The sequence below is a fragment of the Microbacterium testaceum genome (assembly GCF_001476285.1).
In the GTDB taxonomy this organism is placed as follows: Bacteria; Actinomycetota; Actinomycetes; order Actinomycetales; family Microbacteriaceae; genus Microbacterium; species Microbacterium testaceum_B.
Genome location: NZ_LDRU01000097.1, coordinates 1 through 26,440, shown reverse-complemented (window position 1 = coordinate 26,440; position 26,440 = coordinate 1). Strand labels below are relative to the sequence as shown.

Genomic DNA, 26,440 nt, shown 5'->3' with positions numbered 1-26,440 from the left:
CCCCTGCGCCCGCGCGCGACTGTAAGGAGCCCCATGAGCAACCCCATCGGTGATCCCGGCCACGGACACTCGCCCGCCGCCTGGACGGCCGTGATCATCATGCTGCTCGCGTTCACGCTCGGAACGCTTTTCTTCTGGCTCGACATGCCCGTGCTCGTGTGGGCCTCGGTGGGTCTGCTCGTCGTCGGCGCGATCGTCGGATGGGCCATGGGCAAGGCCGGATACGGCGCGAACGGCTCGAAGACCAGCTCGAAGGCCCACTGACCGTGCTGGCCGATCTCACGGCCGGGGCGGTAGAAGACGCAGAGAAGCGCGCCGAGACGCGTTCCCTCGCCGAGGTCGAGCGCGACGCTCTCGCGCAGACCCCCGCGCGAGACGCTCTGGCGATGCTCGCGCCGGCCGACCGGGTCAAGATCATCGCCGAGGTCAAGCGCGCGAGCCCGTCGCGAGGCGACCTCGCGTCGATCCCCGATCCCGCCCGCCAGGCCCGTCTCTACGAAGAAGGCGGCGCATCGGCGATCTCGGTGCTCACCGAGGGGCGCAAGTTCAAGGGCAGCCTCGCCGACCTCGAGGCCGTCCGGGCCGCCGTCAGCGTCCCCGTCCTGCGCAAGGACTTCATCGCCACGCCGTACCAGGTGCTGGAAGCCCGCGCCTCGGGTGCCGACCTCGCTCTCCTGATCGTCGCCGCGCTCGACCAGAAGACCCTCACCGAGCTCTACGGCCTCGTCACCGATCTCGGCATGACGGCTCTCGTCGAGACCCACTCGGCAGAAGAGCTCGAACGCGCCGCCGACCTCGGTGCGAAGCTCATCGGCGTCAACGCGCGCAACCTTTCGACCTTCGAGCTCGACCGTGACCTGTTCGGCTCGCTCGCCGACCGATTCCCGGCCGACGCCGTCAAGATCGCGGAGTCGGCGGTGCTCGCACCCGCCGACGTGGCCCACTACCGCGCCGCGGGTGCCGATGTGGTGCTCGTGGGCGAAGCCCTCGTCACGGGCGACCCCGTCGCCACGCTCCGCGCGTTCCTCCAGGAGACGTCATGACCATCAGCCTGCGCGACCAGAAGGGGCCGTTCTTCGGCGACTTCGGCGGCCGGTACATGCCCGAATCGCTCATCGCGGCGATCGACGAGCTGACCGCGGTCTACGAATCGGCGATGGCCGACCCCGAGTTCCACGCCGAGCTGCGGTCCCTGCTGCACGATTACGCCGGCCGTCCGTCCGCGCTCACCGAAGTGCCGCGCTTCGCCGAGCACGCGGGTGGCGCGCGCGTCTTCCTCAAGCGCGAAGACCTGAACCACACCGGCTCGCACAAGATCAACAACGTGCTCGGCCAGGCACTGCTCACCAAGCGTCTCGGCAAGACCCGCGTGATCGCGGAGACGGGTGCCGGCCAGCACGGCGTCGCCACCGCAACGGCCGCCGCCCTTTTCGGTCTCGACTGCGTCGTCTACATGGGCGAGGTCGACACCGAGCGGCAGGCTCTCAACGTCGCGCGCATGCGTCTGCTCGGAGCCGAGGTCGTGCCCGTCACGACCGGCTCGCGCACGCTGAAAGACGCGATCAACGAGGCGTACCGCGACTGGGTCGCCTCGGTCGAGACAACCAACTACATCTTCGGCACCGCCGCAGGACCCCACCCCTTCCCGGCGATGGTCCGCGACTTCCAGAAGATCATCGGCGAAGAGACCCGCGCCGAGTTCCTCGAGCGCATCGGTCGCCTACCCGACGCCGTCTTCGCCTGCGTCGGCGGCGGATCCAACGCGATCGGCATGTTCGACGCCTTCCTCGACGACGAGGGCGTCGCGCTGTACGGCGTCGAGGCAGCCGGCGACGGTGTCGACACCCCCAAGCACGCGGCATCCATCGAGCGGGGTCGTCCCGGCGTCCTGCACGGCGCCCGCACGTACGTGCTGCAGGACGAAGACGGCCAGACCACCGAGTCGCACTCGATCTCGGCGGGCCTCGACTACCCCGGCGTGGGTCCCGAGCACGCGTGGCTCGCCGACATCGGCCGTGCGCAGTACATCCCCGCGACCGACGACGAGGCCATGCAGGCCCTGCGTCTGCTCTCGCGCACCGAGGGAATCATCCCGGCGATCGAGTCGGCCCACGCCCTGGCCGGAGCCCTGCGCGTCGGTCGCGAACTGGGTCCGGATGCCGTCATCGCGGTGAACCTCTCCGGTCGAGGCGACAAAGACATGGACACCGCAGCGCGCTACTTCGACCTCTACGATGCCGAGCACGCACCTCCACCCGAGGGACGTCCGGCCCAGACCTCGGGCGCCGAGACCGTGGCATCCGCCGCCGGTTCGCCGGTCGATGTGACGCCGGCCCCGGATGCCGCGAGCGGCGCAGGGGTGGAGCTGTGACCTCGCGCGTGTCCGCGGCGATCGAAGCCGCCCACACCGACGGTCGCGGCGCGTTCGTCGCCTACCTGCCCGCCGGCTTCCCCGACGTCGCCACGAGCATCGAGGCCATCGTCGCGCTGGCCGAGGCCGGCGCCGACGTCATCGAACTCGGCCCTCCGTACAGTGACCCGGTCATGGACGGTCTGGTGATCCAGGAGGCGACCCAGACGGCCCTCGCCAACGGCTTCCGCATGCGCGATCTCTTCACGATCATGCGCGAGGTCACGGCACGCACCGATGTCCCGATCCTGGTCATGACGTACTGGAACCTCGTCGAGCAGTACGGCGTCGACCGCTACGCCGACGAGCTCGTCGCCGCCGGGGGAGCGGGGCTCATCACCCCCGACATCACGCCCGACGCCGCCGCCGCGTGGATCGCCACGAGCGAGCGAACCGGCCTCGACCGGGTGTTCCTCGCCGCCCCCACCTCGACCGACGAACGCCTCCGCATGATCGTCGAGGCGTCGACGGGTTTCGTCTACACCGTTTCGACGATGGGGATCACCGGGGAGCGGGCCGAACTGGATGCCGCCGCCCGACGACTCGTCGAACGACTGCGGGCGCACGGCGCCGACCACGCGTGTGTCGGTATCGGCATCTCCAATGCCGCTCAGGTGGCCGGGGTGGTCGAGTACGCCGACGGCGCGATCGTCGGAACCGCCCTGGTGAAGGCGCTCCGTGACGGCGGTGTCGAGGGTCTGTCCACCCTCGCACGCGAGCTGTCCGCGGGCACCGCGCGGCGCGCCTAGACTCTTTCGCATGACGTTCGCCCTCTCGAGCGCCGCCTCCGGCGTGCTCGCCAGCATTCCGAGCCCGACGATCTCCTACGTCGATCTCGGTCCGTTCCGCATCCACTTCTATGCCCTGTGCATCGTCGCGGGCATCATCGTCGCCCTGCTTCTCACGAACGCACGGCTGACGCGGCGCGGCGCGGAGAAGTGGGTCGTCATCGACATCTGCCTCCTGGCGGTGCCGCTCGCCATCATCGTCGCGCGTATCTACCACGTCGCCACGCACGCCGGCTTCTACTTCGGCCCCGGCTCCAACCCGTGGAACATCACCCAGCCCGGCTCCGTCTGGGCCATCTGGGAGGGCGGGATCGCCATCTACGGCGCGCTCATCGGCGGCGCCATCGGCGCGATCCTCGGGTGCAAGTGGAGCGGTATCCGCTTCTGGACGTTCGCCGACGCCCTCGCCCCGGGCCTCATCATCGCGCAGGCGATGGGCCGCTTCGGCAACTGGTTCAACCAGGAGCTCTTCGGTCAGCCCACCGACCTCCCGTGGGGCCTCGAGATCGCCCCGGGCAACCCGGCGATCCCCGTCGGCCTGCCGGCCGGCACGCTGTTCCACCCCACGTTCCTGTACGAGGTCATCTGGAACCTCCTCGGCGCGGCCGTCATCCTGTACGTCGGCAAGCGCTTCACCCTGCAGTGGGGCAAGCAGTTCGCGATCTACCTCATGTGGTACAGCGCGGGCCGCATCGTCTGGGAGTCGATCCGCGTCGACCCCAGCGACATCATCCTCGGTCTGCGCACGAACGTGTGGGCGGCGATCTTCGGTGTGGTGCTCGGTCTGGTGATCTTCATCGTCCAGTCGCGCCGCCACCACGGCCTCGAACCCTCGCCCTACGTACCCGGGCGCGAATCCAAGGCTCCGGGGGCTGTAGACTCAACCGACCCCTCTGACTTCGTCGACGTGAGCGAGCCGCCCGCGACGAGCGACACCGTCGGCACCAGCGCCACAAGCAGCCCCGCCACGAACTAACACTCTGGGCCGACGTCGTCCCATTCGAAGCATCAACGTGAGGACGGTTGATATGGCTTCCAGCCTGCGTTCCGACACCGTCGGAGGCTCGTTCCCGGCCCGACAGGGAATGTACGACCCGTCGTTCGAGAAAGACGCCTGTGGCCTGGCCATGGTCGCGACTCTCCGCGGCGAGGCCGGACACGACATCGTCGACCTGGCCCTGACCGCACTGCGCAACCTCGAGCACCGCGGTGCCATCGGGTCCGACGCCGGCACCGGCGACGGCGCGGGCATCCTCACGCAGATGCCGGATGCCTTCCTGCGCGAGGTCGTCGACTTCGACCTGCCGCCGGTGGGGGAGTACGCCGCCGGAATGATCTTCCTTCCCCTCGGGCACGACGAGCGCGCCGCGATGAAGTCGGGGATCGAAGAGATCGCCCGTCACGAGAACCTGGAGGTGCTCGGCTGGCGCGAGGTGCCCACCGAGCCCGACAACCTGGGCAAGCTCGCCTTCGAGGCGCGCCCCGCTTTCGAGCAGTTGTTCGTCTCGCGCCCGGCCGCCGGCGACCAGCCCGCTCTCTCGGGCATCGCGCTCGACCGTCGCGTTTACCGCCTGCGCAAGCGCGCCCGTCACGAACTCGACGCCTATTTCGTGTCGCTGTCGAGCCGCACGCTCGGGTACAAGGGCATGGTCACGACGCTCCAGCTCGAGCCGTTCTACCCCGACCTCCAGGACGAGCGCTTTGCGTCCGAGCTCGCGGTGGTGCACTCCCGCTACTCGACGAACACCTTCCCGTCGTGGCCGCTCGCACAGCCCTTGCGCATGCTCGCTCACAACGGCGAGATCAACACCGTCAAGGGCAACCGCAACTGGATGCGCGCGCGCCAGTCGCAGCTCGAGTCCGAGCTGATCGGCGACGTGCGGCCTCTCCTGCCCATCTGCACCGAGGGCGCGAGCGACTCGGCCTCCTTCGACGAGGTCCTCGAGCTGCTGACCCTCACCGGCCGCAGCCTCCCGCACTCGATCATGATGATGGTTCCCGAGGCGTACGAGAAGCAGGCGACGATCGACCCCGATCTGCGTGCCTTCTACGACTATCACTCGATGCAGATGGAGCCGTGGGACGGCCCCGCAGCGCTCATCTTCACCGACGGCACGCTCGTCGGCGCCACGCTCGACCGCAACGGCCTGCGCCCGGGGCGCTGGACCGAGACCACCGACGGGCTCGTCGTGATCGGCTCCGAGACCGGCGTGCTCGACTTCGCCCCCGAGCGGATCAAGCGCCGTGGACGCCTGCAGCCCGGTCGGATGTTCCTCGTCGACACGGCCGAGCGCCGCATCGTCGAAGACGAAGAGATCAAGGCGAACCTCGCCGCTCTCGAGCCCTGGCAGGAGTGGGTGGACGCGGGTCGCGTCAAGCTCAGCGAGCTGCCCGAGCGCGAGCACATCGTGCACCCGATCGCATCCATCACCCGTCGACAGCGCACCTTCGGATACACCGAAGAAGAGGTCCGTCTGCTGCTGACACCGATGGGTCAGGGCGGCGCCGAGCCGCTCGGCGCCATGGGGAGCGACGCGCCTGTCGCCGTGCTCAGCGACCGCCCGCGCCTGCTGTTCGACTACTTCACCCAGCAGTTCGCGCAGGTGACCAACCCACCGCTCGACTCGATCCGCGAAGAGGTCGTCACCTCGCTGTCGCTGGGTCTCGGTCCCGAGCGCAACCTCCTCGACTGGGGGCCCGAGCACACCCGCACGGTGACCCTCGACTTCCCGGTCATCGACAACGACGAGCTCGCGAAGATCCAGCACATCGACACCGCGCTGCCGGGTCGATCGTCGGTGACCATCCGCGGTCTTTACCGCGTCGAGGCGGGGCACAAGGGGCTGCAGAAGCGGCTCACGCAGATGTGCACCGAGGTCGACCAGGCCATCGAGGACGGCGCCGAGTTCATCGTGCTCAGCGACCGTGACTCGAACAAGGACCTCGCGCCCATCCCGTCGCTGCTCATGCTCGCGGCCGTGCACCACCACCTCATCCGCAAAGAGACCCGCATGAAGGTCGGGCTCGTGGTCGAGGCTGGCGATGTGCGCGAAGTGCACCACGTGGCAACCCTCATCGGCTACGGAGCCTCGGCGGTCAACCCGTACCTGGCGATGGAGACCGTCGAGTACCTCGTGCGCGCGGGCTTCATCACCGGCATCACGCCCGAGAAGGCCGTCAAGAACCTGATCTACGCGCTCGGCAAGGGCGTGCTGAAGATCATGTCGAAGATGGGCATCTCGACCGTGTCGTCGTACGCGGGCGCGCAGGTGTTCGAAGCGGTGGGACTGTCGCGCGAGTTCGTCGAGGCGTACTTCACCGGCACCGAGTCGAAGCTCGGTGGCGTCGGTCTCGACGTCATCGCGGCCGAGAACGCCGCGCGCCACGAGTACGCCTACCCGGAAGATGCCGCGGCCCGCGCGCACGAGCGCCTCTGGACCGGCGGCGAGTACCAGTGGCGACGAGACGGTGCCCCGCACCTGTTCAACCCCGACACGGTGTTCCGTCTGCAGCACGCGACGCGCGAGCGCCGGTACGACATCTTCCGCGAGTACACGAAGCTCATCGACGACCAGGCGCACGAGCTCAAGACCCTCCGCGGTCTCTTCGAGCTGCGCACCGGCGTTCGCCCGCCGGTGCCGATCGACGAGGTCGAGCCCGTGTCGGCGATCGTCAAGCGTTTCTCGACCGGGGCGATGAGCTACGGCTCGATCTCGAAAGAGGCGCACGAGGTCCTCGCCGTCGCGATGAACCAGATCGGCGGCAAGTCGAACACGGGCGAGGGCGGAGAAGACGTCGACCGTCTGCTCGACCCCACTCGCCGCAGCGCCATCAAGCAGGTGGCATCCGGTCGCTTCGGGGTGACGAGCCTCTACCTCACCGAGGCCGATGACATCCAGATCAAGCTCGCGCAGGGCGCCAAGCCCGGCGAGGGCGGTCAGCTGCCGCCGACCAAGGTGTACCCGTGGGTGGCGCGCACGCGCCACGCGACGGCGGGCGTCGGGCTCATCTCGCCCCCTCCGCACCACGACATCTACTCGATCGAAGACCTCAAGCAGCTCATCTTCGACCTGAAGCGCGCGAACCCGAAGGCACGCATCCACACCAAGCTGGTGAGCCAGTCGGGCATCGGCGCGGTCGCGGCGGGTGTCGCGAAGGCGCTGAGCGACGTCATCCTGGTCTCGGGTCAGGACGGCGGCACGGGCGCGAGCCCGATGAACTCGCTCAAGCACGCGGGTACCCCCTGGGAGCTCGGGCTTGCCGAGACGCAGCAGACGCTCATGCTCAACGGCATGCGCGACCGCGTCGTGGTGCAGGTCGACGGTCAGATGAAGACGGGCCGCGACGTCATCATCGGCGCGCTGCTCGGCGCCGAGGAGTTCGGTTTCGCCACGGCTCCGCTCGTGGTCTCGGGCTGCATCATGATGCGCGTGTGCCACCTCGACACCTGCCCCGTGGGCGTCGCGACGCAGAACCCCGTGCTGCGCTCCCGCTTTACCGGCAAGGCCGAGTACATCGTCAACTTCATGGAGTTCATCGCCCAGGAGGTGCGCGAATACCTCGCCGCGCTCGGGTACCGCTCGATCGACGAGATCGTCGGTCACGCCGAGCTCCTCGACGTCAACGGCGCGGTCGAGCACTGGAAGGCGCGCGGCCTCAACCTCGCGCCGATCCTCGAGGGACCGCGATTCGCCGACGACGAGCCGCGTCGCCACGGTCGCAACCAGGACCACGAGCTCGAGGACCACTTCGACGTGCAGCTCATCGAGCGCTCGCAGGACGTCATCGCCCGCGGCGGTCAGGTCACGATCGATCTGCCCATCCGCAACACCGCTCGTGCGGTGGGGACCATGCTCGGCCACCACGTCACCAAGGTGCACGGCGAGCACGGACTGCCCGAGGGCTCCATTGACATCCGTCTGACCGGCTCGGCGGGGCAGTCGTTCGGTGCCTTCATGCCCGCCGGCATCACGCTGCGGCTCGAGGGCGACTCGAACGACTACGTCGGCAAGGGCCTGTCGGGAGGCACGATCGTCGTGCGCCCGCATCGTGGTTCGACGTTCGCGGCGTCCGAGAACGTCATCGCCGGAAACGTCATCGGCTACGGCGCCACCCAGGGGCAGATGTTCCTCAACGGTGTCGTGGGTGAGCGGTTCCTCGTCCGCAACTCGGGCGCGACCGCGGTGGTCGAGGGCGTGGGAGACCACGCGCTCGAGTACATGACCGGTGGTCTGGCCGTGATCCTCGGCGCCACGGGCCGCAACCTCGGCGCAGGCATGTCCGGTGGTCAGGCATACGTCTACCGACTCGACCGCGACCTGGTGAACCGCGAGGCCCTGGCATCCGGTGAGCTCGTCCTCGGTGAACTCGGATCCGGGGATGCCGAGATCCTCCGCGACCTGCTCGAGAAGCACGTCGCGGAGACCGATTCCACGTTGGCCCGTCGTCTGCTCGACGACTTCGAGGCCGAGGTGCACAATTTCGTCCGGGTTCTGCCGCGCGACTACGCCGCGGTCCTGCAGACCCGCCAGGAGGCGGTGGCCGAGGGGCTCGACCCCGACGGCGACGTCGTCTGGACACGCATTCTGGAGGTGACGGGTGGCTGACCCGAAGGGCTTTCTCAAGGTCACGGAGCGCGAGCTCCCCAAGCGCCGGCCCGTACCCGTGCGCATCATGGACTGGAAAGAGGTGTACGAGCCGGGCGATTCGGCCGTCATCAAGCGCCAGGCCGGTCGCTGCATGGACTGCGGCATCCCGTTCTGCCACAAGGGGTGCCCGCTCGGCAACCTGATCCCCGAGTGGAACGACCTCACGTGGCGCGGCGAGGGCCGCGCCGCGATCGAGCGCCTGCACGCGACCAACAACTTCCCGGAGTTCACGGGTCGGCTCTGCCCCGCCCCGTGCGAGAGCTCGTGCGTACTGGGCATCAACCAGCCCGCGGTCACGATCAAGCAGGTCGAGGTCTCGATCATCGACGAGGCGTTCGGCAACGGCTGGGTCGAGCCCGAGCCGCCGGAGCGCCTGACGGGCAAGACGGTGGCGGTGGTCGGCTCCGGCCCCGCCGGCCTGGCCGCTGCCCAGCAGCTGACGCGCGCGGGACACACGGTCGCCGTCTACGAACGCGACGACCGGATCGGCGGGCTCCTGCGGTACGGCATCCCGGACTTCAAGATGGAGAAGCGTCACCTCGAGCTGCGTCTTCGCCAGATGCAGGCCGAGGGCACGCGCTTCCGCGCGGGTGTCGAGATCGGCAAGGACATCTCGTGGAGCGACCTCCGGGCGCGTTACGACGCAGTCATCGTCGCCACGGGCTCGACCGTGCCGCGCGACCTGCCCATCCCGGGGCGCGACCTCGACGGCGTCCACTTCGCCATGGAGTACCTCGTCGAGGGCAACAAGGCGGTCGCGGGCGACCAGGTTCCCCAGCAGATTTCGGCCGAGGGCAAGCACGTCGTCGTCATCGGCGGTGGCGACACCGGCGCCGACTGCATCGGCACGGCGCACCGCCAGGGCGCGCTGAGCGTGACGAACCTCGCGATCGGCAAGCAGCCGCCGTCGGAGCGCCCGGCCGAGCAGCCCTGGCCGATGATGCCGAACCTCTTCGAGATGGCATCCGCTCACGAAGAGGGCGGGGAGCGCACGTTCCTCGCCTCGACGGTGGAGTTCCTCGGCAACGCCGCGGGCGAGGTGCGCGCTCTGCGCGTGGCCGAGACCGAATACGTCGACGGCCGCCGTGTGCCCAAGAGCGGCACCGAGCGCGAGATCCCGGCCGACCTGGTGCTGATCGCGATGGGCTTCACCGGTCCCGAGCGCGAGCACCTGGGCGACCAGCTCGGCACGCGTTTCACGAACCGCGGCAACGTCGAGCGCGACGCGACCTATGCCACCTCGACGCCGGGCGTGTTCGTCGCCGGTGACGCCGGTCGTGGGCAGTCGCTCATCGTGTGGGCCATCGCCGAGGGCCGCGCGGCCGCCGCCGAGGTCGACACGTACCTCATGGGCGAAACGGTGCTCCCCGCGCCGGTGCGCCCGACCGATGTCGCCATCGGCCTGCTGCCCGCCTAAGCTGGCAAGGGCCGATCCGGCCACTTCCCGAATCCTCACGGAGCTTGAAAACGGATGAGACGCGCCAAGATCGTCGCAACACTCGGGCCCGCCACGTCGTCGTATGAGATGGTTCGCGCCATCATCGACGCCGGGGTGGACGTCGCCCGCCTCAACCTGAGCCACGGAGACTACTCCGTGCACGACGCCAACTTCGCCAACGTGCGCAAGGCGGCAGAGGACGCCGGCCGCCCGGTCGCGGCCCTCGTCGACCTCCAGGGCCCCAAGATCCGTCTCGGCAAGTTCGAGAACGGCCCCCACGAGCTCGCCCCGGGCGACATCTTCAAGATCACCATCGAAGACATCCTCGGCACCAAAGAGATCGTGGGCACGACCTTCAAGGGCCTGCCCCAGGACGTCAAGCCCGGCGACTTCCTACTCATCGACGACGGCAAGGTCCGCGTCCGCGTCGTCGAGACCGACGGCACCGTCGTGACCACCGAGGTCGTCGTCGGCGGCCCGGTGTCGAACAACAAGGGCATCAACCTGCCCGGCGTCGCCGTCAACGTCCCCGCGCTGAGCGAGAAGGACGAGGCCGATCTGCGCTGGGGCCTCAAGGCCGGCGCCGATCTCATCGCCCTGTCGTTCGTTCGGGATGCCAAAGACATCGAGCGCGTGCACGAGATCATGGCCGAGGAGGGACGCTACGTCCCCGTCATCGCCAAGATCGAGAAGCCGCAGGCGGTCGACAACCTCGAAGAGATCATCGACGCGTTCGACGGCATCATGGTCGCCCGTGGCGACCTCGGTGTCGAGCTGCCGCTCGAGGCCGTGCCGATCGTTCAGAAGCGCGCCGTCGAGCTCGCGCGCCGCATGGCGAAGCCCGTCATCGTCGCGACGCAGATGCTCGAGTCGATGATCAGCAGCCCGGTGCCCACCCGCGCCGAGACCTCCGACGTCGCCAACGCCGTCCTCGACGGCGCGGACGCGGTCATGCTCTCGGGCGAGACCAGCGTCGGCGACTACCCGGTCGTGGTCGTCGAGACCATGGCCCGCATCGTCGCCTCGACCGAGGAGCACGGTCTCGAGCGCATCGCTCCGCTGACCAACAAGCCCCGCACCCAGGGTGGCGCCATCACGCTGGCCGCGGTCGAGGTCGCCGACTTCGTCGAGGCGAAGTACCTCTGCGTGTTCACCGAGTCGGGCGACTCCGCGCGCCGCATGTCGCGTCTGCGTTCGACGATCCCGATGCTCGCGTTCACGCCCGAGCCCGGCATCCGTCGCCGCCTCGCCCTCACCTGGGGTGTCCGCTCGACGCTGGTGGAGCACGTCCCGCACACCGACAAGATGTTCCTTCAGGTCGACGACTACCTGCTGTCGAACGACCTCGCGAAGGTCGGCGACAAGGTCGTGGTCATCTCCGGGTCCCCTCCCGGGATCGCCGGTTCGACGAACGACCTGCGCGTGCACCGTGTGGGCGACGCCGTCCACGGTGCAGCCCCCGGCTACCAGGACGTCTGATCGTCGACGACGCGCGCCGGTTCCGCCGGCGCGCGTCGCTCGTGTTCTCCCGGTAGATTGGGAGTTCGCGAGCACGAGCCGGTGTGGCGGAATGGCAGACGCGGGGCACTCAAAATGCTCTGTCGAAAGACGTGTGGGTTCGAGTCCCACCACCGGTACGACCCCCGGGTCGGCTCTTCCCGAGTCGGCCCGGTATCGTTTGCCCTCTATCGCATCAACGCTCCTCGCGGGTGATGCGCCCTCCCAGTCCTAGGATGGTCACGTGACTGATCAAGAAGCCGCTCCGGCCTCCGCGCCCGCCGCCCCCCGCCGCGTCGTCGTGGCGGAAGACGAGTCGCTCATCCGTCTCGACATCGTCGAGATCCTCCGCGACAACGGTTACGACGTCGTCGGTGAAGCCGGCGACGGCGAGACCGCCGTGCAGCTGGCGACCGAACTGCGCCCGGATCTCGTGATCATGGACGTCAAGATGCCCCAGCTCGACGGCATCAGCGCGGCCGAGAAGCTGAGCAAGAACCACATCGCCCCCGTCGTCCTGCTGACCGCGTTCAGCCAGAAGGAGCTCGTGGAGCGCGCGAGCGAGGCCGGCGCGCTGGCCTACGTCGTGAAGCCGTTCACTCCGAACGACCTGCTGCCCGCGATCGAGATCGCCCTCGCCCGCTATGAGCAGATCATCACGCTCGAGGCTGAGGTCGCCGACATGGTCGAGCGCTTCGAGACCCGCAAGCTCGTCGACCGCGCCAAGGGCCTTCTCAACGAGAAGATGGGCCTCTCCGAGCCCGAGGCTTTCCGCTGGATCCAGAAGGCGTCGATGGATCGTCGACTGACCATGCAGGACGTCGCGAAGGCGATCATCGAGCAGCTGGCCCCCAAGAAGGGCTGAGCGCGACCCCATCGCGAAATGGATGCCACTTCGGTGGCATCCATTTTTCGTTCGCGGGGGAGGGGGTACAGGTCCCTTCGACACGCTCCGGGACCTCCGCAGGCCGTCGCTTGCACAGCCCGGCAGCACGCGAGCAAGGTGGCTGAGCTCGTCGAAGCCACAGCCCGCTGCGCGGGTCTCAGCCCTGCGGCGCGTCCTTGATCATGTTGGTGATGCGAACGGTCGAGCACCGGCGCCCCTGATCGTCGGAGATCGCGATCTCGTGCACCGTGAGGCTCCGCCCGAGGTGGATGGGCGTGCAGACGCCGGTGACGAGGCCCGAGGTCGCGGAGCGCGTGTGAGTGGCGTTGATATCGATGCCGACGGCCAGCTTGCCCGGTCCCGCGTGGAGGTTCGCCGCCATCGAGCCGAGCGACTCACCGAGCACGACGTAAGCGCCGCCGTGCAGCAGACCGACGGGCTGGGTGTTGCCCTCGACCGGCATGGTGGCGACGCACCGCTCGACGGTGAATTCGACCCATTCGAAGCCCATCTTCTCGGCGAGAGCGCCCATCCCGCGCTTCTTCACCCAGTCGAGGCCGGACAGGGGATCGGGAGTCGTGGACGTCATCATCGCCTTCGTGTCATCGCCGTGATCGGGGCCGGGCCGGGGCAGTGTCCGTGGTCCTCGTTAGGCTGGAGGAGTGACGGATGCCGAAAAGCCTACCCTCCTCGTCGTCGACGGCCACTCGCTGGCCTACCGGGCGTTCTACGCCCTCCCGGTCGACAATTTCTCGACGAAAGACGGGCAGCACACCAACGGGATCTACGGCTTCTTGTCGATGTTCGTGAACCTCGTCAAGGCCGAGAAGCCGACGCACCTCGCGGTCGCCTTCGACACGTCGCGACAGTCGTTCCGCACGCGGGAGTACGCCGAGTACAAGGCGAATCGCAGCGAGTCGCCCGCCGAATTCAAGGGACAGATCCCGCTTCTCCAGGAGTGCCTCGAGGCGATGGGGGTCCCGGTCCTGAAGAAGGAGGACTTCGAAGCCGACGACATCCTCGCGACCCTCGCGACGCAGGGTGCGGCCCAGGGCTTCGAGGTCCTCGTCTGCTCCGGTGACCGCGACACGATCCAGCTCGTCAACGACGACGTCACGCTGCTCTACCCGAACGTGCAGGGCGTCTCTCAGCTCAAGCGCTACGACACGGCGGCCGTCATCGAGAAGTACGGCCTGCCTCCCGAGCAGTACCCCGACATCGCCGCTCTCGTCGGCGAGACGAGCGACAACCTGCCCGGTGTGCCGAAGGTGGGCGAGAAGACCGCGGTGAAGTGGCTGACGCAGTGGGGCTCGCTCGACGCCCTGCTCGAGAACGCCGACAAGGTCACCGGTGTGGTGGGTAACAACCTGCGCGAGCACCTCGACGGGGTGAAGCGAAACCGTGCGCTCAACCGCCTGCTGCGCGACGTCGAGCTGCCCGTGGGGCCGTCCGACCTCGAGATGAAGCCGCTCGACGGCCAGGCCGTGCGCGACATCTTCGCGCGCCTCGAATTCCGCACGCTGCTGCCGCGCGTGTTCGACGCTCTCGGCGCCGACGCGGGCGACGGCGCCGAAGAGGCGCGTCCGACGGCGACCGCGCCGACGCCCGCTCTCCTCGACGCCGACGCCCTGGCCGCCTGGGCGGGGGAGTCCACCGACACGGTCGGCCTCACGCTCGTCCTCGCGCAGGGAGCGCCGGTGCAGATCGGCCTCGCCCGCGCCGACAGCGCCGCCGAGGCCACCTGGTCGCCCGCGGTGCGCGACGCCCTCGCCGGGTGGTTGGCATCCGATGCGCCCAAGGTCATGGCCGATGCGAAGCCGCAGGTCAAGGCGCTTCTGCGCGAAGGGCTCGCGCTCGGCGGCATCTCGTCGGACGTGATCCTGGCCGGGTGGCTCGTGCGTCCGAGCTTCCCCGACAAGACGCTGGGCGACCTCGTCCAGCGCTACCTCGACGAGAAGCTCCCCGAGGCCGACCCCACGCAGCTCGTCCCCGAGACCGAGGGGGCCACCCCGGGTCAGCTCGCCTGGTTCATCCGCCGCGTCGCCGAGGCGCAGCGGGCGGAGCTTCCCGAGCGCGTGGCCGAGGTGCTCGACGACATCGAGATGCCGACGCTGACCGCCCTCGCCGACATGGAGCTCGCCGGCGTCGCGGTGTCGCATGAGAAGCTCTCCGGCTTCTCCGCGGAGCTGGGTGCTCGCGCCGACGCCCTCGCTCGCGACGCGTACGCGGCGATCGGGCACGAAGTGAACCTCGGCTCGCCCAAACAGCTCCAGGAGGTGCTGTTCGACGAGCTGCAGCTGCCGAAGACGCGCAAGACGAAGAGCGGATACACCACGGATGCCGCGGCCCTTGCCGATCTGCAAGAGAGCGCTCCGCACCCGTTCCTCGACCTCCTGCTGAAGCACCGCGAAGCGACCAAGCTGAAGCAGATCATCGACGCCCTCGACACCGCCACCGGGCCGGACGGACGCATCCACACGACGTACGTGCAGACCGGCAGCCAGACCGGCCGCCTCTCGAGCACCGACCCGAACCTGCAGAACATCCCGATCCGCACCGAGGAGAGCCGGCGCATCCGCGCAGCCTTTGAGGTGGGCGAAGGCTATGAGACCCTCCTCACGGCCGACTACTCGCAGATCGAGATGCGCATCATGGCGCACCTCTCGGGCGACCCCGGCCTCATCGAGGCGTTCAACTCGGGCGAAGACCTGCACCGCTTCGTCGGCGCGCGCGTGTTCGGCGTCGAGCCGTCCGAGGTCACGCCCGCGATGCGCACGAAGGTCAAGGCGATGTCGTACGGCCTCGTCTACGGTCTGTCGGCCTTCGGTCTCTCCAAGCAGTTGCGCATCGAGCAGTCCGAGGCCAAGAAGCTCATGCTCGAGTACTTCGCGCGTTTCGGTGCGGTCCGCGACTACCTGCGCGGCTCGGTCGAGCAGGCTCGCCAAGACGGATACACCGAGACGATCTTCGGCCGCCGGCGCCCGTTCCCCGACCTCACCAGCATGAACCGCGTGCTGCGCGAGAACGCCGAGCGCGCGGCCCTCAACGCCCCGATCCAGGGCAGCGCCGCCGACATCATGAAGGTCGCCCTGTTCCGGATCCGCGAGGAGTTGGCATCCGCGGGTCTGCGCTCGCGCGTCCTGCTGCAGATCCACGACGAACTCGTCGTCGAGGTGGCGGCGGGGGAGTGGGATGCCGTGGAGAGCATCGTGCGCGCCCGCATGGCGGACGCGGCCGAGCTGTCGGTGCCCCTCGACGTGCAGATCGGCCGCGGCGACGACTGGGACGAAGCGGGCCACTGAACGGAACCGCGCCGCGCCGGGGTGCGCGGGCGCTCTCGCTTCCCTAGGCTCGAAGGATGACTGACGCACAACGCACCCCCACGCCGATCGACACGATCGCCGAGGCGTGGGTCGACACCCTGGCGGAGCGCATCCCGACGCTCGCCACCTACATCGGACGCGACGAGTACAACGGCCGCTTCGGCGACTACAGCCCCGAAGGCGCCGAGGCCCTCACCACCGACGCCCGCGCCACGAAGGCCGCGCTCGAGGCGGCCGAGCCTGTCGACGCGATCGACACGGTCACGAAGATGGACCTCGTCCGCGAGCTCGACCTGATGATCGAGCAGCACGAGGCCAAGACCCACCTCCGCGACCTGAACGTGATCGCGTCACCCGCGCAGGACATCCGCGCGACCTTCGACCTCATGCCGACCGCGACGGTCGATGACTGGGCCACGATCTTAGAGCGCATGAAGGCGCTGCCCGAGGCCATCGACGGCTACGTCGCGACCCTCCGCCGTGGCATCGCCGAGGGGGTCGTGCCCGCTCGTCGCCAGGTGAACGAGGTCGTCGCGCAGATCGCCCGTTACACCGCCGACACCGGCTTCTTCGCCGAGTTCGTCGGGAACGCCGCGCCCGCCGAGGGGCAGCTGCCCGCCTCGCTCGCGCGCGACCTCGACCAGAACGCCGGCGCCGCCCGCGTCGCCTACGACGGCCTGGCCTCCTTCCTCTCCTCGGAGCTCGCCCCGGTCGCGGGCGAGGCGGACGGCGTCGGTCGCGAGATGTACGCGTTGCACTCACGCCAGTTCCTCGGCGCCGAGATTGACCTCGACGAGACCTACGACTGGGGCGTCGAAGAGCTCGCCCGCATGGTCGCCGAGCAGGAGGCGATCGCGAACGAGATCCTTCCCGGCGCGAGCGTCGAAGAAGCGGTCGCCTTCCTCGAGAAGGACGAGTCGCGCAAGCTCCGCGGCACGAAGGCGCTCCAGGAGTGGATGCAGCGCACGAGCGACAAGGCCGTGGAAGAGCTCGCGCGCACCCACTTCGACATCGCCGAGCCCATCCGCAAGCTCGAGTGCATGATCGCCCCGACCAACGAGGGCGGGATCTACTACACCGGACCGACCGACGACTTCTCGCGCCCCGGCCGCATGTGGTGGTCGGTTCCCGAGGGCGTCGACACCTTCGACACCTGGCGCGAGCTGACCACGGTGTATCACGAGGGTGTCCCGGGCCACCACCTGCAGATCGCCCAGGCCGTGTACAACCGCGCGCAGCTGAACTCGTGGCGCCGCCTCCTGGCGGGCACGAGCGGCCACGCCGAGGGCTGGGCGCTGTACGCCGAGCGTCTGATGGAGCAGCTCGGCTACCTCGACGACCCCGCGGATCGCCTCGGCATGCTCGACGGGCAGCGCATGCGCGCCGCACGCGTCGTGCTCGACATCGGCGTGCACCTCGGCAAGCCGCGCCTCGACGGCACGGGCACGTGGGACCACGACTACGCGCTCGCGTTCATGCTGAAGAACGTCAACATGAGCGAGGAGTTCGTGCGCTTCGAGGTCAATCGCTACCTCGGTTGGCCGGGACAGGCTCCCGCGTACAAGGTCGGGCAGCGCATCTGGGAGCAGGTCCGGGAGGAGGAGCGGGAGCGCCGCGGCGCGGACTTCTCGATGAAGCAGTTCCACACGCGGGCCCTCGACATCGGCGGCGTCGGTCTCGACACGCTGCGGGCCGCCCTGGCATCCGTCTGATCCCCCGAGGGGCGTCGCTACGGCGACGCCCCTCGTCCGTGCCGGGGAATGTTTTCCCCTCGCGTAAAGTTCATTCATCCGAATGCAAGGAGATCTCATGGACGCCACCCCCGTCGAGCTGGGCCTCGACACCTTCGGAGACATCTCGCGCGGCCCCGACGGGTCGTTGCAGAGCGACGCGCAGACCATCCGCAACGTCGTGGAGCAGGCGGTGCTCGCCGATGAGGTCGGGCTGTCGTTCTTCGGGGTGGGGGAGCACCACCGCAAGGACTTCGCGGTCACGAGCCCGGAGATCGTCCTCGCCGCGGCCGCCGCGCGTACGAAGAACATCCACCTCGGCACCGCGGTCACGGTCCTGTCGTCCGACGACCCGGTCCGCGTCTACGAGCGCTTCGCCACGCTCGACGCCGTCTCGAACGGCCGCGCCGAGGTCATCCTCGGGCGGGGGTCGTTCATCGAGTCGTTCCCCCTCTTCGGGTACGACCTGAACGACTACGAGCAGTTGTTCGAGGAGAAGCTCGAGCTCTTCTCGCTCCTCCTCGACGAGAAGCCGGTCACCTGGTCGGGGCGCACCCGGGCAGGGCTCCGGGATGCCGACGTGTACCCCAAGACCGAGAACGGGCTGAAGGCGTGGGTCGGTGTCGGCGGGTCGCCCGAATCCGTCGTGCGCGCCGCCCGATACGGCTACGGTCTCGTCCTCGCGATCATCGGCGGGTCCTCCGCCCGCTTCCGGCCGTTCGCCCAGCTCTACCGGCAGTCGCTGCAGGAGTTCGGCAAGCCCGCGATGCCCATCTCGGTGCATTCGCCGGGCCACGTGGCCGAGACCGACCAGCAGGCGTGGGACGAGGCCTACGAGGGCGTCGCTGAGCTGAACACGACCATCGGTCGCGAGCGCGGGTGGCCCGCGTACAACCGCCTGCGCTTCCAGCACGACGTCGGCCCCGAGGGGGCGATGTACATCGGCTCGCCCGAGACGGTCGCCACGAAGATCGCCGCGACCGTCCGGACGCTGGGTGCCTCGCGCTTCCAGATGAAGTTCGCCAGCGGGTCGATCTCGCACGACCGCCTGATGTCGAGCATCGAGCTCTACGGCACGCGCGTCCTGCCGCTCGTCCGGGAGATGCTCGCCGAGTCCGATTCCGACGCAGCGGCCTCGTGAGCGCGAGCACCGACACCGTGCGGGTGTCCGAGCGTCTCGACGCCCTGCCGTTCACCCGGCGTCACGGGAAGATCCTGGGCGGCTCGGGACTGGGCTGGGCCCTGGATGCCATGGACGTCGGGCTCATCTCGTTCATCATCGCCGCGCTGGCGGCACAGTGGAAGCTGGAGCCCGCGCAGGCCTCGTGGATCGCCTCGGCGGGATTCGCGGGAATGGCGATCGGCGCGAGCCTCGGCGGGCTCCTCGCCGACCGCTTCGGGCGGCGTCAGGTGTTCGCGCTGACGCTCCTCGTCTACGGCGTCGCGACGGGGGCCAGCGCACTCGTCGGCGGACTCGCGGCGCTCCTCGTGCTGCGCTTCGTCGTCGGTCTCGGGCTCGGCGCTGAACTGCCCGTGGCCTCGACCTACGTCAGCGAGTTTGCTCCGGCTCGGATCCGCGGGCGCGTCATCGTCTTCCTCGAGGCGTTCTGGGCCGTCGGCTGGACGGCCGCGGCGGTCATCGGCTACCTCGTGGTGCCCTCTTCCGCCGATGGGTGGCGCTGGGCGTTCGCGCTCGGCGCGATCCCCGCGGTCTACGCGCTGATCGTCCGGTGGGGCCTGCCCGAGTCGCCGCGATGGCTGGCGTCGCGAGGACGCAACGGCGAAGCCGTCGCGATCGTCCGAGACCTCGAGGCCGCCGCGGGTCGCGTGTCGTTGGAGCCGTCGAACGACGGGGTGTCGGCATCCGCTCCCGCTCCTCGCGCCCGCGTCGGTGCGCTGTGGTCGCCGGCCCTTCGCGCGCACACGGCGAGCCTCTGGGTGCTGTGGTTCTGCGTGAACTTCTCGTACTACGGCGCCTTCATCTGGATCCCGACGATCCTCGTGGCGCAGGGGTACGATCTCGTGCGCTCTTTCGGTTTCACGCTCATCATCACCCTGGCCCAGCTGCCGGGGTACGCCGTCGCCGCGTGGCTCATCGAGGCGTGGGGGCGACGCGCGACGCTCGCGACCTTCCTCGCCGGCTCGGCGATCGCCGCCGTGCTGTTCGGCACCGCCTCCGGTGAGGTCGCGGTGATCGCGACCGGAATGCTGCTGTCGTTCTTCAACCTCGGCGCCTGGGGTGCCCTCTACGCCGCGACGCCCGAGACGTACCCCACGTCCCTGCGGGGGACCGGCGCCGGGTGGGCCGCGGGCGTGGGGCGCATCGCGTCGATCCTGGCGCCCCTGTCGGTCCCGCCGCTGCTCGCCGCGGGCGGTGCTCCGCTGCTGTTCATCGTGTTCGCGGCGTTCTTCGCGGTTGCAGTGGTCGCGTCTCTCTTCCTCCGCGAGCAACGCGGGCGCGCGCTCTCCTGACCCGGGCACCGCGGTTTGGGGCGCGCCCTTCCCCTCGGGGCACGGGATTCCCCGCCCCGAACGGACGCACGCGCCCCGAACGAGCGCGGACCGCGGCATAGGCTGGAGAAATGGCATCCGTCCGCTATGTCGCGATCGGCGACTCGTTCACCGAGGGGGTCGGCGACGAACTCCCCGACGGCACCGTGCGAGGGTGGGCCGACCTCGCGGCCCAGGGATGGGCGGATGCCGCGGGCGAACCGATCGAGTACGCCAACCTCGCGATCCGCGGCAAGCTCATCCAACCCATCGTCGAGCAACAGCTCGAGCCCGCTCTGGCGCTGAAGCCGACCCACCTGTCGTTCAACGGCGGGGGCAACGACATGCTCCGTCCGCGGGCGGACCTCGAACGCATCGTCGGATTCTTCGAGCACGTGCTGCGGAGGTGCGACGAGGAGGGCGTGCAGCTCATCGTGCTGTCGGGTGCGAACCCGTCGGCGGGGCTGCCTCTGGGGCGGGTCCTGCAGATGCGCGGCGATCGCCTGTCGAAGGCGGTCGAGGAGCGGCTGGCATCGCGCCCCGACGTCATCACGGCGTACAACTGGTTCGATCGCGAGCTCGCCCGCGGCGAGTTCTGGTCGGTCGACCGGTTGCACATGAACCCCCGCGGACATCACCGGGTCGCCGCGCGCGTGATCGAAGCGGTCGGGCTGTCCGCGCCAGCCGACTGGTGGCGTCTGCGTGACATCCCCGAGGTCGAGCGGTTGAAGGGGTCGGCCTACTACCGCGAGCACGTCGCTCCGTGGATCCGTCGCCGGCTCGCGGGCACGTCCTCCGGAGACGGTCGCGCTCCGAAGTTCGGCGGCGAGTGGGTGGAGCTGACGCCGGGCGGGTGAGTGTCGCCGGTCGCAGGTGCGCGCGCGACACGTGGGCACCGAACGAACGACCCCCTGGTGTCTCGGCATCCGCATGCCTAGGATCGCCGGATGTCTCCCTCGAACACGCGAATTCTGGCCCTTTCCGGCACCGCGATCGCGCTCGGCGCCCTCGCGGGATGCTCCGGGGGTGAGGCGGAACAACCCTCGGCGACCTCTGCGGCGCCGTCGCCCTCGCTGACCACGACTGCGCCGCCTACGCCCGACCCCTGGGCGGGATACTTCGACGACGAGGTCGCCGACGCGGAGGTGGGGGAGTACCTCTGGCAGTCGTGGGGGACCTTCGGCGACAGCGGCCAGGTGGCTCCGCACCGCAGCGAGAATCGGACCGTTCAGCCCGGCGCGTACACCGTCACGCTCGAGTGCGCCGGCCCCGAGATGATGACCGGGCGGATCGCGACCTCGGCGGGGACGTCGGTCATCGACCCGCTCTCGGTGTCGTGCATGGCGGCGACGCCCGTGCCGGTCGATCTTCCCGAGAAGGGCCTCCTGGTCGACCTCGATAGCGAGGGTGCCGCCGGGGCATTCCTGATCCGCGTGGCCACCGCGGAGTAGCGCCGGGGGAGCGGGCACGATCGGCTCATAGGCTCCGGACAGCGGCACGGTCCACAATGAGCACATGACCCTCGCACTCGTCACCGGCACCTCCAGCGGCATCGGCCTTCACACCGCGATCGGCCTCGCGCGAACCGGCGTCGACGTGATCGCCACCGTCCGCGACACGGGCCGCGCCGACGCCCTGCGCGCGGCCGCCGCCGAGGCGGGGGTGGAGCTCGACATCCGCGCGCTCGACGTCACCGACGCCGAGGGCGCTCGTTCGCTCGTCGCCGACGCCGGCCCGCTCGACATCCTCGTGAACAACGCCGGCCGCGGCGCCGTCGGCACCCTCGAGCAGCTCAGCGACGAAGACCTCCAGTCGCAGCTCGACACGAACTACCTCTCCGTCGCGCGGCTGAGCCGACTCGTGCTGCCCGGGATGCGAGAACGGGGCAGGGGCCGGATCGTCACCGTCACGAGTGTCGGGGGAGCGGTGGGGCAGCCCTTCTCGGACGCCTACTGTGCCGCGAAATTCGCCGTCGAGGGCCTGATGCAGTCCCTTGCGCCGGTCGTCGCCCCCTTCGGCATCGACGTGTCGATCGTCGAGCCGGGTGCCGTCGCGTCATCGTTCACCGCCTCGGTCGAGCGCGCCGAGCCCGGCCCGTACGCGGCCCTCCAGCAGGCGTACCTCGATCGCGCGGCGACGTCGTTCGCGAGCGCGCAGTCGGCGGAGGATGCCGCAGAGACCGTCGTCGAGGCGGCCGTCACCGACGCACCGCGATTCCGCTGGCAGACCTCGGAGTCCGCGCTGCGATTCGCCGGCCTGTCGCTCGCCGACCTCAGCGGCTCGCGTGTGCTCGACGTGACGTCGCACTGGGTGCGCTGACCGCCCGATCCCGCGTCGAGTGTCCAAGACACGCCGCTCTGGCGCGCACCGTTACGGCGTGTCGTGGACACTCGACAGGAAACACACCGCGGGTGGAGGGGGGACGCCCGTCCGAACTCGAGCTGACATAATGTGCATTATCGGCGGTGCCACGATCGCGGCGCTAGCGTCAGGTTCGGGCCGCATTATGTACCCCGCGGCACCGTCGCACCACCCCCGAATCGAGCGGTCCTTCCGCGCGTAGCGTCCCAGAAGAGTCAGGTGCCGCCCGTCGTCGAGGTGCGCGCAGGCTCGCTGAACCGAAGGACCGGATGAGCCAGTCGATCGATGCCGCTATGCCGCACACCGGCGACACCCTCGGAGGTCGCTACGTGCTGTCCGACCGCGTCGGGGCCGGCGGAATGGGCCGTGTCTTCCGCGCGCGCGACACCGTCCTCGCGCGCGACGTGGCGATCAAGCTCTTCCACACCGACCAGGCCGACGCCATCGAACCCGGGCGTCGTCTGTCCGAAGCACGTGTGCTCGCCGCGTTCGACCACCCGTCGCTCGTCACGCTCTACGACGCGCGCCTCGACGCCGGCGACCACGTCTACCTCGTCATGGAGTACGTCGACGGCCCTTCCCTGCAGCGACGCATCGAAGCGGGCGCTCTGGAGCCCGCCTTCGTCGCGGCGCTGCTCGTCGATCTCGCGCGCGCCCTCGCCGCGGTGCACGCCACCGGCGTGGTCCACCGCGATGTGAAGCCGTCGAACGTGCTCCTGCGTCCCACCCGCCATTCTCCGCACGGCTTCGAGGCCGTTCTCGCCGATTTCGGCGTCGCCCACCTGATCGATGCGACGCGTCTGACCACCCCGGGAACCTTTATCGGAACGGCCGCGTACCTGGCCCCCGAACAGATCCGCGGCGAGCCGCCCCAGCCGGCGTCCGACATCTACTCCCTCGGGCTGCTCACCATCGAAGCCCTCACGCGCCTGCACCCCTACCGGGGCGGGACGCTGCAGGAGACGGTACTGGCACGACTCGCCTGTCCCCCGTCGATTCCTGCCTCCGTGGGTCGCGAGTGGGCGTCGCTGCTCACCGACATGACCGCGTTCGATCCCGCGGTGCGCCCCCCGGCGGCCGTGATCGCCGAACGAGCGGCAGCGCTCGCCCTTTCGCCGGCTATCGAGATCCTGGATGCCGACGACCTCGACCTCCTCGACCTCCTCGACGTCGAGACGGCTCCCTGGGCGCCGCTTCCCGACCTCGAGGTCTCCGCCGCGACGTCGGTTCCCGAGACGGCTCCGCCCGCCGACTCCGGCGCAGTGCCGAGGCCCGCGAGCGACGTCCGTCGGCGCGCGACGGCACGTGGACGGCCCGCCATCCGCCGTGCCTGGCTGGGGGCCGCCGTGCTGGCCGCGGTGCTCGTCGTCGGAGGCCACGTGTTGGCCCTCTCGCTCCTCGCTCCGACGCAGCACGTGACGGAGATCGCGCCGTCTCCCTCACCGAGCGTTCCTGCGGTGCAGGATCCCGCACCCGCGCAGCAGGTCGCCGTTCCCGGCTCGCGCTGACGCGGCGGGAACGGCGACCGATCTCAGCGCATCACGAGCGTCTGGGTGCGGACCCCGAGCTTCTGAGCGATGTTCATCGCCGAACCGTCGGCCACCATCGCCCAGTTCTCGCCGAGCAGGTAGCTGGTCACCTCACCGACCTTGACCACCGTCTGCGCGTCGAACCACTTCTGCGCCTCATCGGCCGTCGCGAACACCGCGACGGTCTGCATCTGACCGGACGCACCCGTGCAGTCGATCGACGACGTGGCGAGCGAGAGACCAGAGTCCTTCGGGTCGGTGCAGACGCCACCGGCCGCCACGAATGCGTCGACGACCGCTCGCGCGGTGTCGAAGCTCGAGGCGTTCGCGTCGTCGATGTCGGCGGCGTAGTCGTCGAGTTCGTCGTCGAGGTCGTCGTCGGCGTCATCCGCCTTCGCGCTCGCCGACGCGGCCGAGGGCGCAGCCTGGTCTGCCGTCGACGGAGCGGGGCTCGAGCATCCCGTCAGCCCGAACGCCGCGGCGGCCACGATGATAGAGGCCCCCAGGGCCAAAGCGGTCTTCTTCTCCAGCAGCGTGCGCACGTGATTCCTCTCGATGGGTGAAACGAGCCGCGGACTCTCCCGATCCGCGGTCGTGAGCCGATGCTATCGGCGGCCCGACGCCGGTCTCGGGGACCGCCGTGTAACGATTCGACGGCGCCGTTCCTCGCACTACGCTCGGAGGGATGCCTTCCGCCGCCCCCGCGCCTCTCCCCCGGACCCGCGGATGAGCGGCGTCCTCACGGGCTTCGCGGTCGTCGGTCTCGCGGTCGTCGTCGGATACGTGATCGCTCGGATCGACCTCCTCGGACCGCACGCCCGTCCCGTCCTCAGTCGACTGACGTTCTTCGTCCTGTCGCCCTTCCTGTTGTTCACCGTGCTGGCGACGGCTGACGTCGGCACTCTGTTCTCGGCTCTCCTCCCCGTCTCGATGATCACCGCGGCCGTCATCATCGGCATCTACGCGCTCATCTCCGCCATGATCCTCCGGCGGCGCGTCGGCGAAACGGTGATCGGTGCGCTGTCCGCCGGGCAGGTGAACAGCAACAACATCGGCATCCCGATCTCGCTCTACATGCTGGGCAACGCGGCGTACTCCGCTCCGGTGATCCTGTTCCAGTTGCTCGTGCTGATGCCCATCGCGCTGTCGATCCTGGATGCCGCGACCTCCGGCTCGCGATCGCCGTGGCGCATCCTCCGGCAGACGGCGAAGAACCCGATGCTCATCGGCTCGGCCCTCGGGGTGCTGGTCGCCGTGCTCGACATCGATCTGCCGCCGATCGTCTTCGACCCGCTGCATCTCATCGCCGGCGCCTGCGTGCCGGTGCTGCTGATGAGCTACGGCATGTCGCTGTACGGGCAGCGTGTGCTGACCGAGCCCGGACGCCGCCTCGACGTGATCCTCGCCTCCGCCTTGAAGCTCGTCGCGATGCCCGCGCTCGCATGGGCGGTCGCCACGTGGTTCGCACTGCCCGCCGACCAGGTCTTCGTCGTCGTTGTCCTCGCGGCCCTCCCGACCGCGCAGAACGTCTTCAACTTCGCCCAGCGCTACGGCGTGGGCGAGATCCTCTCGCGGGACGTCGTCTTCATCTCGACGATCGGATGCCTTCCCGTCCTGTTCGCGGTGGCGCTCCTCCTCGAGCACTCCCCCGCGTGACCGTCAGGGACGACGCGTTGGCGAGAGTCTCATCCTCGGGTCTAAGGTGAGCACTGTTCTCAGCTTTCACTCAGAAAGGCTCACCATGTCGCCCTCGTCCACGACCAGCCCCGCCGTCGGAGCCGTCCGCACCGCTCTCGGCGTCAGCGGCGCGCTGTCGCTCGTCATCGGTTTGCTGATCCTCATCTGGCCGGGTCGCACCGCCGAGATCGCCGTCGGAATCATCTCGGTCTACGTCATCATCGCGGGCCTCGTGAACATCGCGATCGGCCTCTTCTGGCGCTCCGGTTGGGCCCGCATCGGCTACATCGTCCTCGGCGTACTCTTCATCGTCGCGGGCGTCTTCTCGTTCGCGAATCTGTCCGCGACCACCGCGTGGTTCGGGGTCTTCATCGGCACCCTCGTCGGCATCCTGTGGATCGTGGAGGGCGTCGTCTCGCTCACGACCGTCAGCCACGGAACGAAGGCGCGCGCGTGGACGATCTTCTTCGCGATCGTCAGCATCCTGGCGGGCGTCGTCCTGCTGTTCTCGCCGCTCCTGGGCGCCGTGACGCTCTTCCTGCTGATCGGCATCTCGCTGGTCGTCCTCGGCGTCTTCCAGATCGTCCGGGCGATCCAGTTCGGCAAGGCCGCGTAGCCCCGACGTCTCGTCACCCCGACGAGGGAGGGGCCGGATGCCATGGC

Annotated in this window: 21 protein-coding genes and 1 tRNA gene; 20 read left to right on the top strand and 2 right to left on the bottom strand. The window is 69.3% G+C overall.

Features of this window, described 5'->3' with window-relative positions; all coding sequences use genetic code 11:
* Positions 1-33 precede the first annotated feature (33 nt).
* The 10 genes from NS283_RS15540 to NS283_RS15495 all read left to right on the top strand — a co-directional run bounded on the left by NS283_RS15540 (position 34) and on the right by NS283_RS15495 (position 12,646).
* Positions 34-264, top strand: coding sequence for a DUF6704 family protein (locus tag NS283_RS15540; RefSeq protein ID WP_058597763.1), 231 nt, complete (start codon positions 34-36; stop codon positions 262-264).
* Between the two features lie 2 nt (positions 265-266).
* Positions 267-1,043, top strand: coding sequence for an indole-3-glycerol phosphate synthase TrpC (gene trpC / locus NS283_RS15535; RefSeq protein ID WP_058597762.1), 777 nt, complete (start codon positions 267-269; stop codon positions 1,041-1,043).
* Positions 1,044-1,045: 2 nt separating this feature from the next.
* Positions 1,046-2,371 carry a tryptophan synthase subunit beta gene (gene trpB, locus NS283_RS15530; RefSeq protein ID WP_241492269.1) on the top strand — a complete coding sequence of 442 codons (1,326 nt, stop codon included), beginning with the start codon at positions 1,046-1,048 and terminating at the stop codon, positions 2,369-2,371.
* Positions 2,368-3,159 (top strand): tryptophan synthase subunit alpha, encoded by a 792-nt coding sequence (trpA, locus tag NS283_RS15525; protein ID WP_058597760.1) that lies wholly within the window; start codon positions 2,368-2,370, stop codon positions 3,157-3,159. Before trpB ends, trpA begins: the two co-directional genes overlap by 4 nt.
* Before the next feature lie 10 nt (positions 3,160-3,169).
* Positions 3,170-4,174 (top strand): prolipoprotein diacylglyceryl transferase, encoded by a 1,005-nt coding sequence (lgt, locus tag NS283_RS15520; RefSeq protein ID WP_058597759.1) that lies wholly within the window; start codon positions 3,170-3,172, stop codon positions 4,172-4,174.
* Between the two features lie 52 nt (positions 4,175-4,226).
* The gene (gene gltB, locus NS283_RS15515; protein ID WP_058597758.1) at positions 4,227-8,804 is read left to right on the top strand and encodes a glutamate synthase large subunit; all 4,578 of its coding nucleotides are present in this window, start codon (positions 4,227-4,229) and stop codon (positions 8,802-8,804) included.
* On the top strand, positions 8,797-10,263 hold the full coding sequence (locus NS283_RS15510; RefSeq protein WP_058597757.1) for a glutamate synthase subunit beta: 1,467 nt from the start codon (positions 8,797-8,799) through the stop codon (positions 10,261-10,263). The genes gltB and NS283_RS15510 overlap by 8 nt, the downstream gene beginning before the upstream one ends.
* A 54-nt stretch (positions 10,264-10,317) precedes the next feature.
* Complete coding sequence (gene pyk, locus NS283_RS15505) at positions 10,318-11,763, top strand: pyruvate kinase (RefSeq protein WP_058597756.1); 1,446 nt, start codon at positions 10,318-10,320, stop codon at positions 11,761-11,763.
* 77 nt (positions 11,764-11,840) lie between these two features.
* A tRNA-Leu gene (locus NS283_RS15500) sits at positions 11,841-11,921 on the top strand.
* 104 nt (positions 11,922-12,025) lie between these two features.
* Complete coding sequence (locus NS283_RS15495; protein WP_013586648.1) at positions 12,026-12,646, top strand: ANTAR domain-containing response regulator; 621 nt, start codon at positions 12,026-12,028, stop codon at positions 12,644-12,646.
* 178 nt (positions 12,647-12,824) lie between these two features.
* Here the strand turns inward: NS283_RS15495 and NS283_RS15490 are convergent, their stop codons facing one another.
* Entirely contained in the window at positions 12,825-13,256 is a 432-nt protein-coding gene (locus NS283_RS15490; RefSeq protein WP_058597769.1) for a PaaI family thioesterase, read from the bottom strand.
* A gap of 73 nt (positions 13,257-13,329) precedes the next feature.
* Here NS283_RS15490 and polA point away from each other — a divergent pair, with 73 nt between their 5' ends.
* The 8 genes from polA to NS283_RS15450 all read left to right on the top strand — a co-directional run bounded on the left by polA (position 13,330) and on the right by NS283_RS15450 (position 24,079).
* Positions 13,330-15,969, top strand: coding sequence for a DNA polymerase I (gene polA, locus NS283_RS15485; protein WP_058597755.1), 2,640 nt, complete (start codon positions 13,330-13,332; stop codon positions 15,967-15,969).
* A 56-nt stretch (positions 15,970-16,025) separates the two neighbouring features.
* Positions 16,026-17,702: a DUF885 domain-containing protein gene (locus NS283_RS15480; protein WP_058597754.1), complete on the top strand. Its 1,677-nt coding sequence runs from the start codon at positions 16,026-16,028 to the stop codon at positions 17,700-17,702.
* A 97-nt stretch (positions 17,703-17,799) separates the two neighbouring features.
* The gene (locus tag NS283_RS15475; RefSeq protein WP_058597753.1) at positions 17,800-18,861 is read left to right on the top strand and encodes an LLM class flavin-dependent oxidoreductase; all 1,062 of its coding nucleotides are present in this window, start codon (positions 17,800-17,802) and stop codon (positions 18,859-18,861) included.
* The gene (locus tag NS283_RS15470) at positions 18,858-20,192 is read left to right on the top strand and encodes an MFS transporter (RefSeq protein ID WP_058597752.1); all 1,335 of its coding nucleotides are present in this window, start codon (positions 18,858-18,860) and stop codon (positions 20,190-20,192) included. Before NS283_RS15475 ends, NS283_RS15470 begins: the two co-directional genes overlap by 4 nt.
* A 110-nt stretch (positions 20,193-20,302) precedes the next feature.
* Positions 20,303-21,067, top strand: coding sequence for an SGNH/GDSL hydrolase family protein (locus NS283_RS15465; protein ID WP_058597751.1), 765 nt, complete (start codon positions 20,303-20,305; stop codon positions 21,065-21,067).
* A 90-nt stretch (positions 21,068-21,157) separates the two neighbouring features.
* Positions 21,158-21,661, top strand: a complete 504-nt coding sequence (locus NS283_RS15460) for a hypothetical protein (protein WP_058597750.1) — start codon at positions 21,158-21,160, stop codon at positions 21,659-21,661.
* Between the two features lie 64 nt (positions 21,662-21,725).
* Positions 21,726-22,529, top strand: a complete 804-nt coding sequence (locus NS283_RS15455) for an SDR family NAD(P)-dependent oxidoreductase (RefSeq protein WP_058597749.1) — start codon at positions 21,726-21,728, stop codon at positions 22,527-22,529.
* 311 nt (positions 22,530-22,840) lie between these two features.
* Positions 22,841-24,079, top strand: a complete 1,239-nt coding sequence (locus NS283_RS15450; protein WP_058597748.1) for a serine/threonine-protein kinase — start codon at positions 22,841-22,843, stop codon at positions 24,077-24,079.
* 23 nt (positions 24,080-24,102) lie between these two features.
* Here the strand turns inward: NS283_RS15450 and NS283_RS15445 are convergent, their stop codons facing one another.
* Positions 24,103-24,642, bottom strand: coding sequence for a hypothetical protein (locus NS283_RS15445; RefSeq protein WP_058597747.1), 540 nt, complete (start codon positions 24,640-24,642; stop codon positions 24,103-24,105).
* A 184-nt stretch (positions 24,643-24,826) separates the two neighbouring features.
* Here NS283_RS15445 and NS283_RS15440 point away from each other — a divergent pair, with 184 nt between their 5' ends.
* Both NS283_RS15440 and NS283_RS15435 read left to right on the top strand, forming a co-directional pair.
* Positions 24,827-25,756, top strand: coding sequence for an AEC family transporter (locus NS283_RS15440; protein ID WP_058597746.1), 930 nt, complete (start codon positions 24,827-24,829; stop codon positions 25,754-25,756).
* A gap of 85 nt (positions 25,757-25,841) precedes the next feature.
* On the top strand, positions 25,842-26,393 hold the full coding sequence (locus NS283_RS15435; protein WP_058597745.1) for an HdeD family acid-resistance protein: 552 nt from the start codon (positions 25,842-25,844) through the stop codon (positions 26,391-26,393).
* Positions 26,394-26,440: the final 47 nt, after the last annotated feature.

Bases quoted from the DNA above. Each gene is read 5' to 3' on its own strand.
- NS283_RS15540 (WP_058597763.1), top strand. From the start codon at position 34: ATGAGCAACCCCATCGGTGATCCCGGCCACGGACACTCGCCCGCCGCC.
- lgt (WP_058597759.1), top strand. From the start codon at position 3,170: ATGACGTTCGCCCTCTCGAGCGCCGCCTCCGGCGTGCTCGCCAGCATT.
- gltB (WP_058597758.1), top strand. From the start codon at position 4,227: ATGGCTTCCAGCCTGCGTTCCGACACCGTCGGAGGCTCGTTCCCGGCC.
- pyk (WP_058597756.1), top strand. From the start codon at position 10,318: ATGAGACGCGCCAAGATCGTCGCAACACTCGGGCCCGCCACGTCGTCG.
- NS283_RS15490 (WP_058597769.1), bottom strand. From the start codon at position 13,256: ATGACGTCCACGACTCCCGATCCCCTGTCCGGCCTCGACTGGGTGAAG.
- NS283_RS15480 (WP_058597754.1), top strand. From the start codon at position 16,026: ATGACTGACGCACAACGCACCCCCACGCCGATCGACACGATCGCCGAG.
- NS283_RS15475 (WP_058597753.1), top strand. From the start codon at position 17,800: ATGGACGCCACCCCCGTCGAGCTGGGCCTCGACACCTTCGGAGACATC.
- NS283_RS15465 (WP_058597751.1), top strand. From the start codon at position 20,303: ATGGCATCCGTCCGCTATGTCGCGATCGGCGACTCGTTCACCGAGGGG.
- NS283_RS15460 (WP_058597750.1), top strand. From the start codon at position 21,158: ATGTCTCCCTCGAACACGCGAATTCTGGCCCTTTCCGGCACCGCGATC.
- NS283_RS15455 (WP_058597749.1), top strand. From the start codon at position 21,726: ATGACCCTCGCACTCGTCACCGGCACCTCCAGCGGCATCGGCCTTCAC.
- NS283_RS15450 (WP_058597748.1), top strand. From the start codon at position 22,841: ATGAGCCAGTCGATCGATGCCGCTATGCCGCACACCGGCGACACCCTC.
- NS283_RS15440 (WP_058597746.1), top strand. From the start codon at position 24,827: ATGAGCGGCGTCCTCACGGGCTTCGCGGTCGTCGGTCTCGCGGTCGTC.
- NS283_RS15435 (WP_058597745.1), top strand. From the start codon at position 25,842: ATGTCGCCCTCGTCCACGACCAGCCCCGCCGTCGGAGCCGTCCGCACC.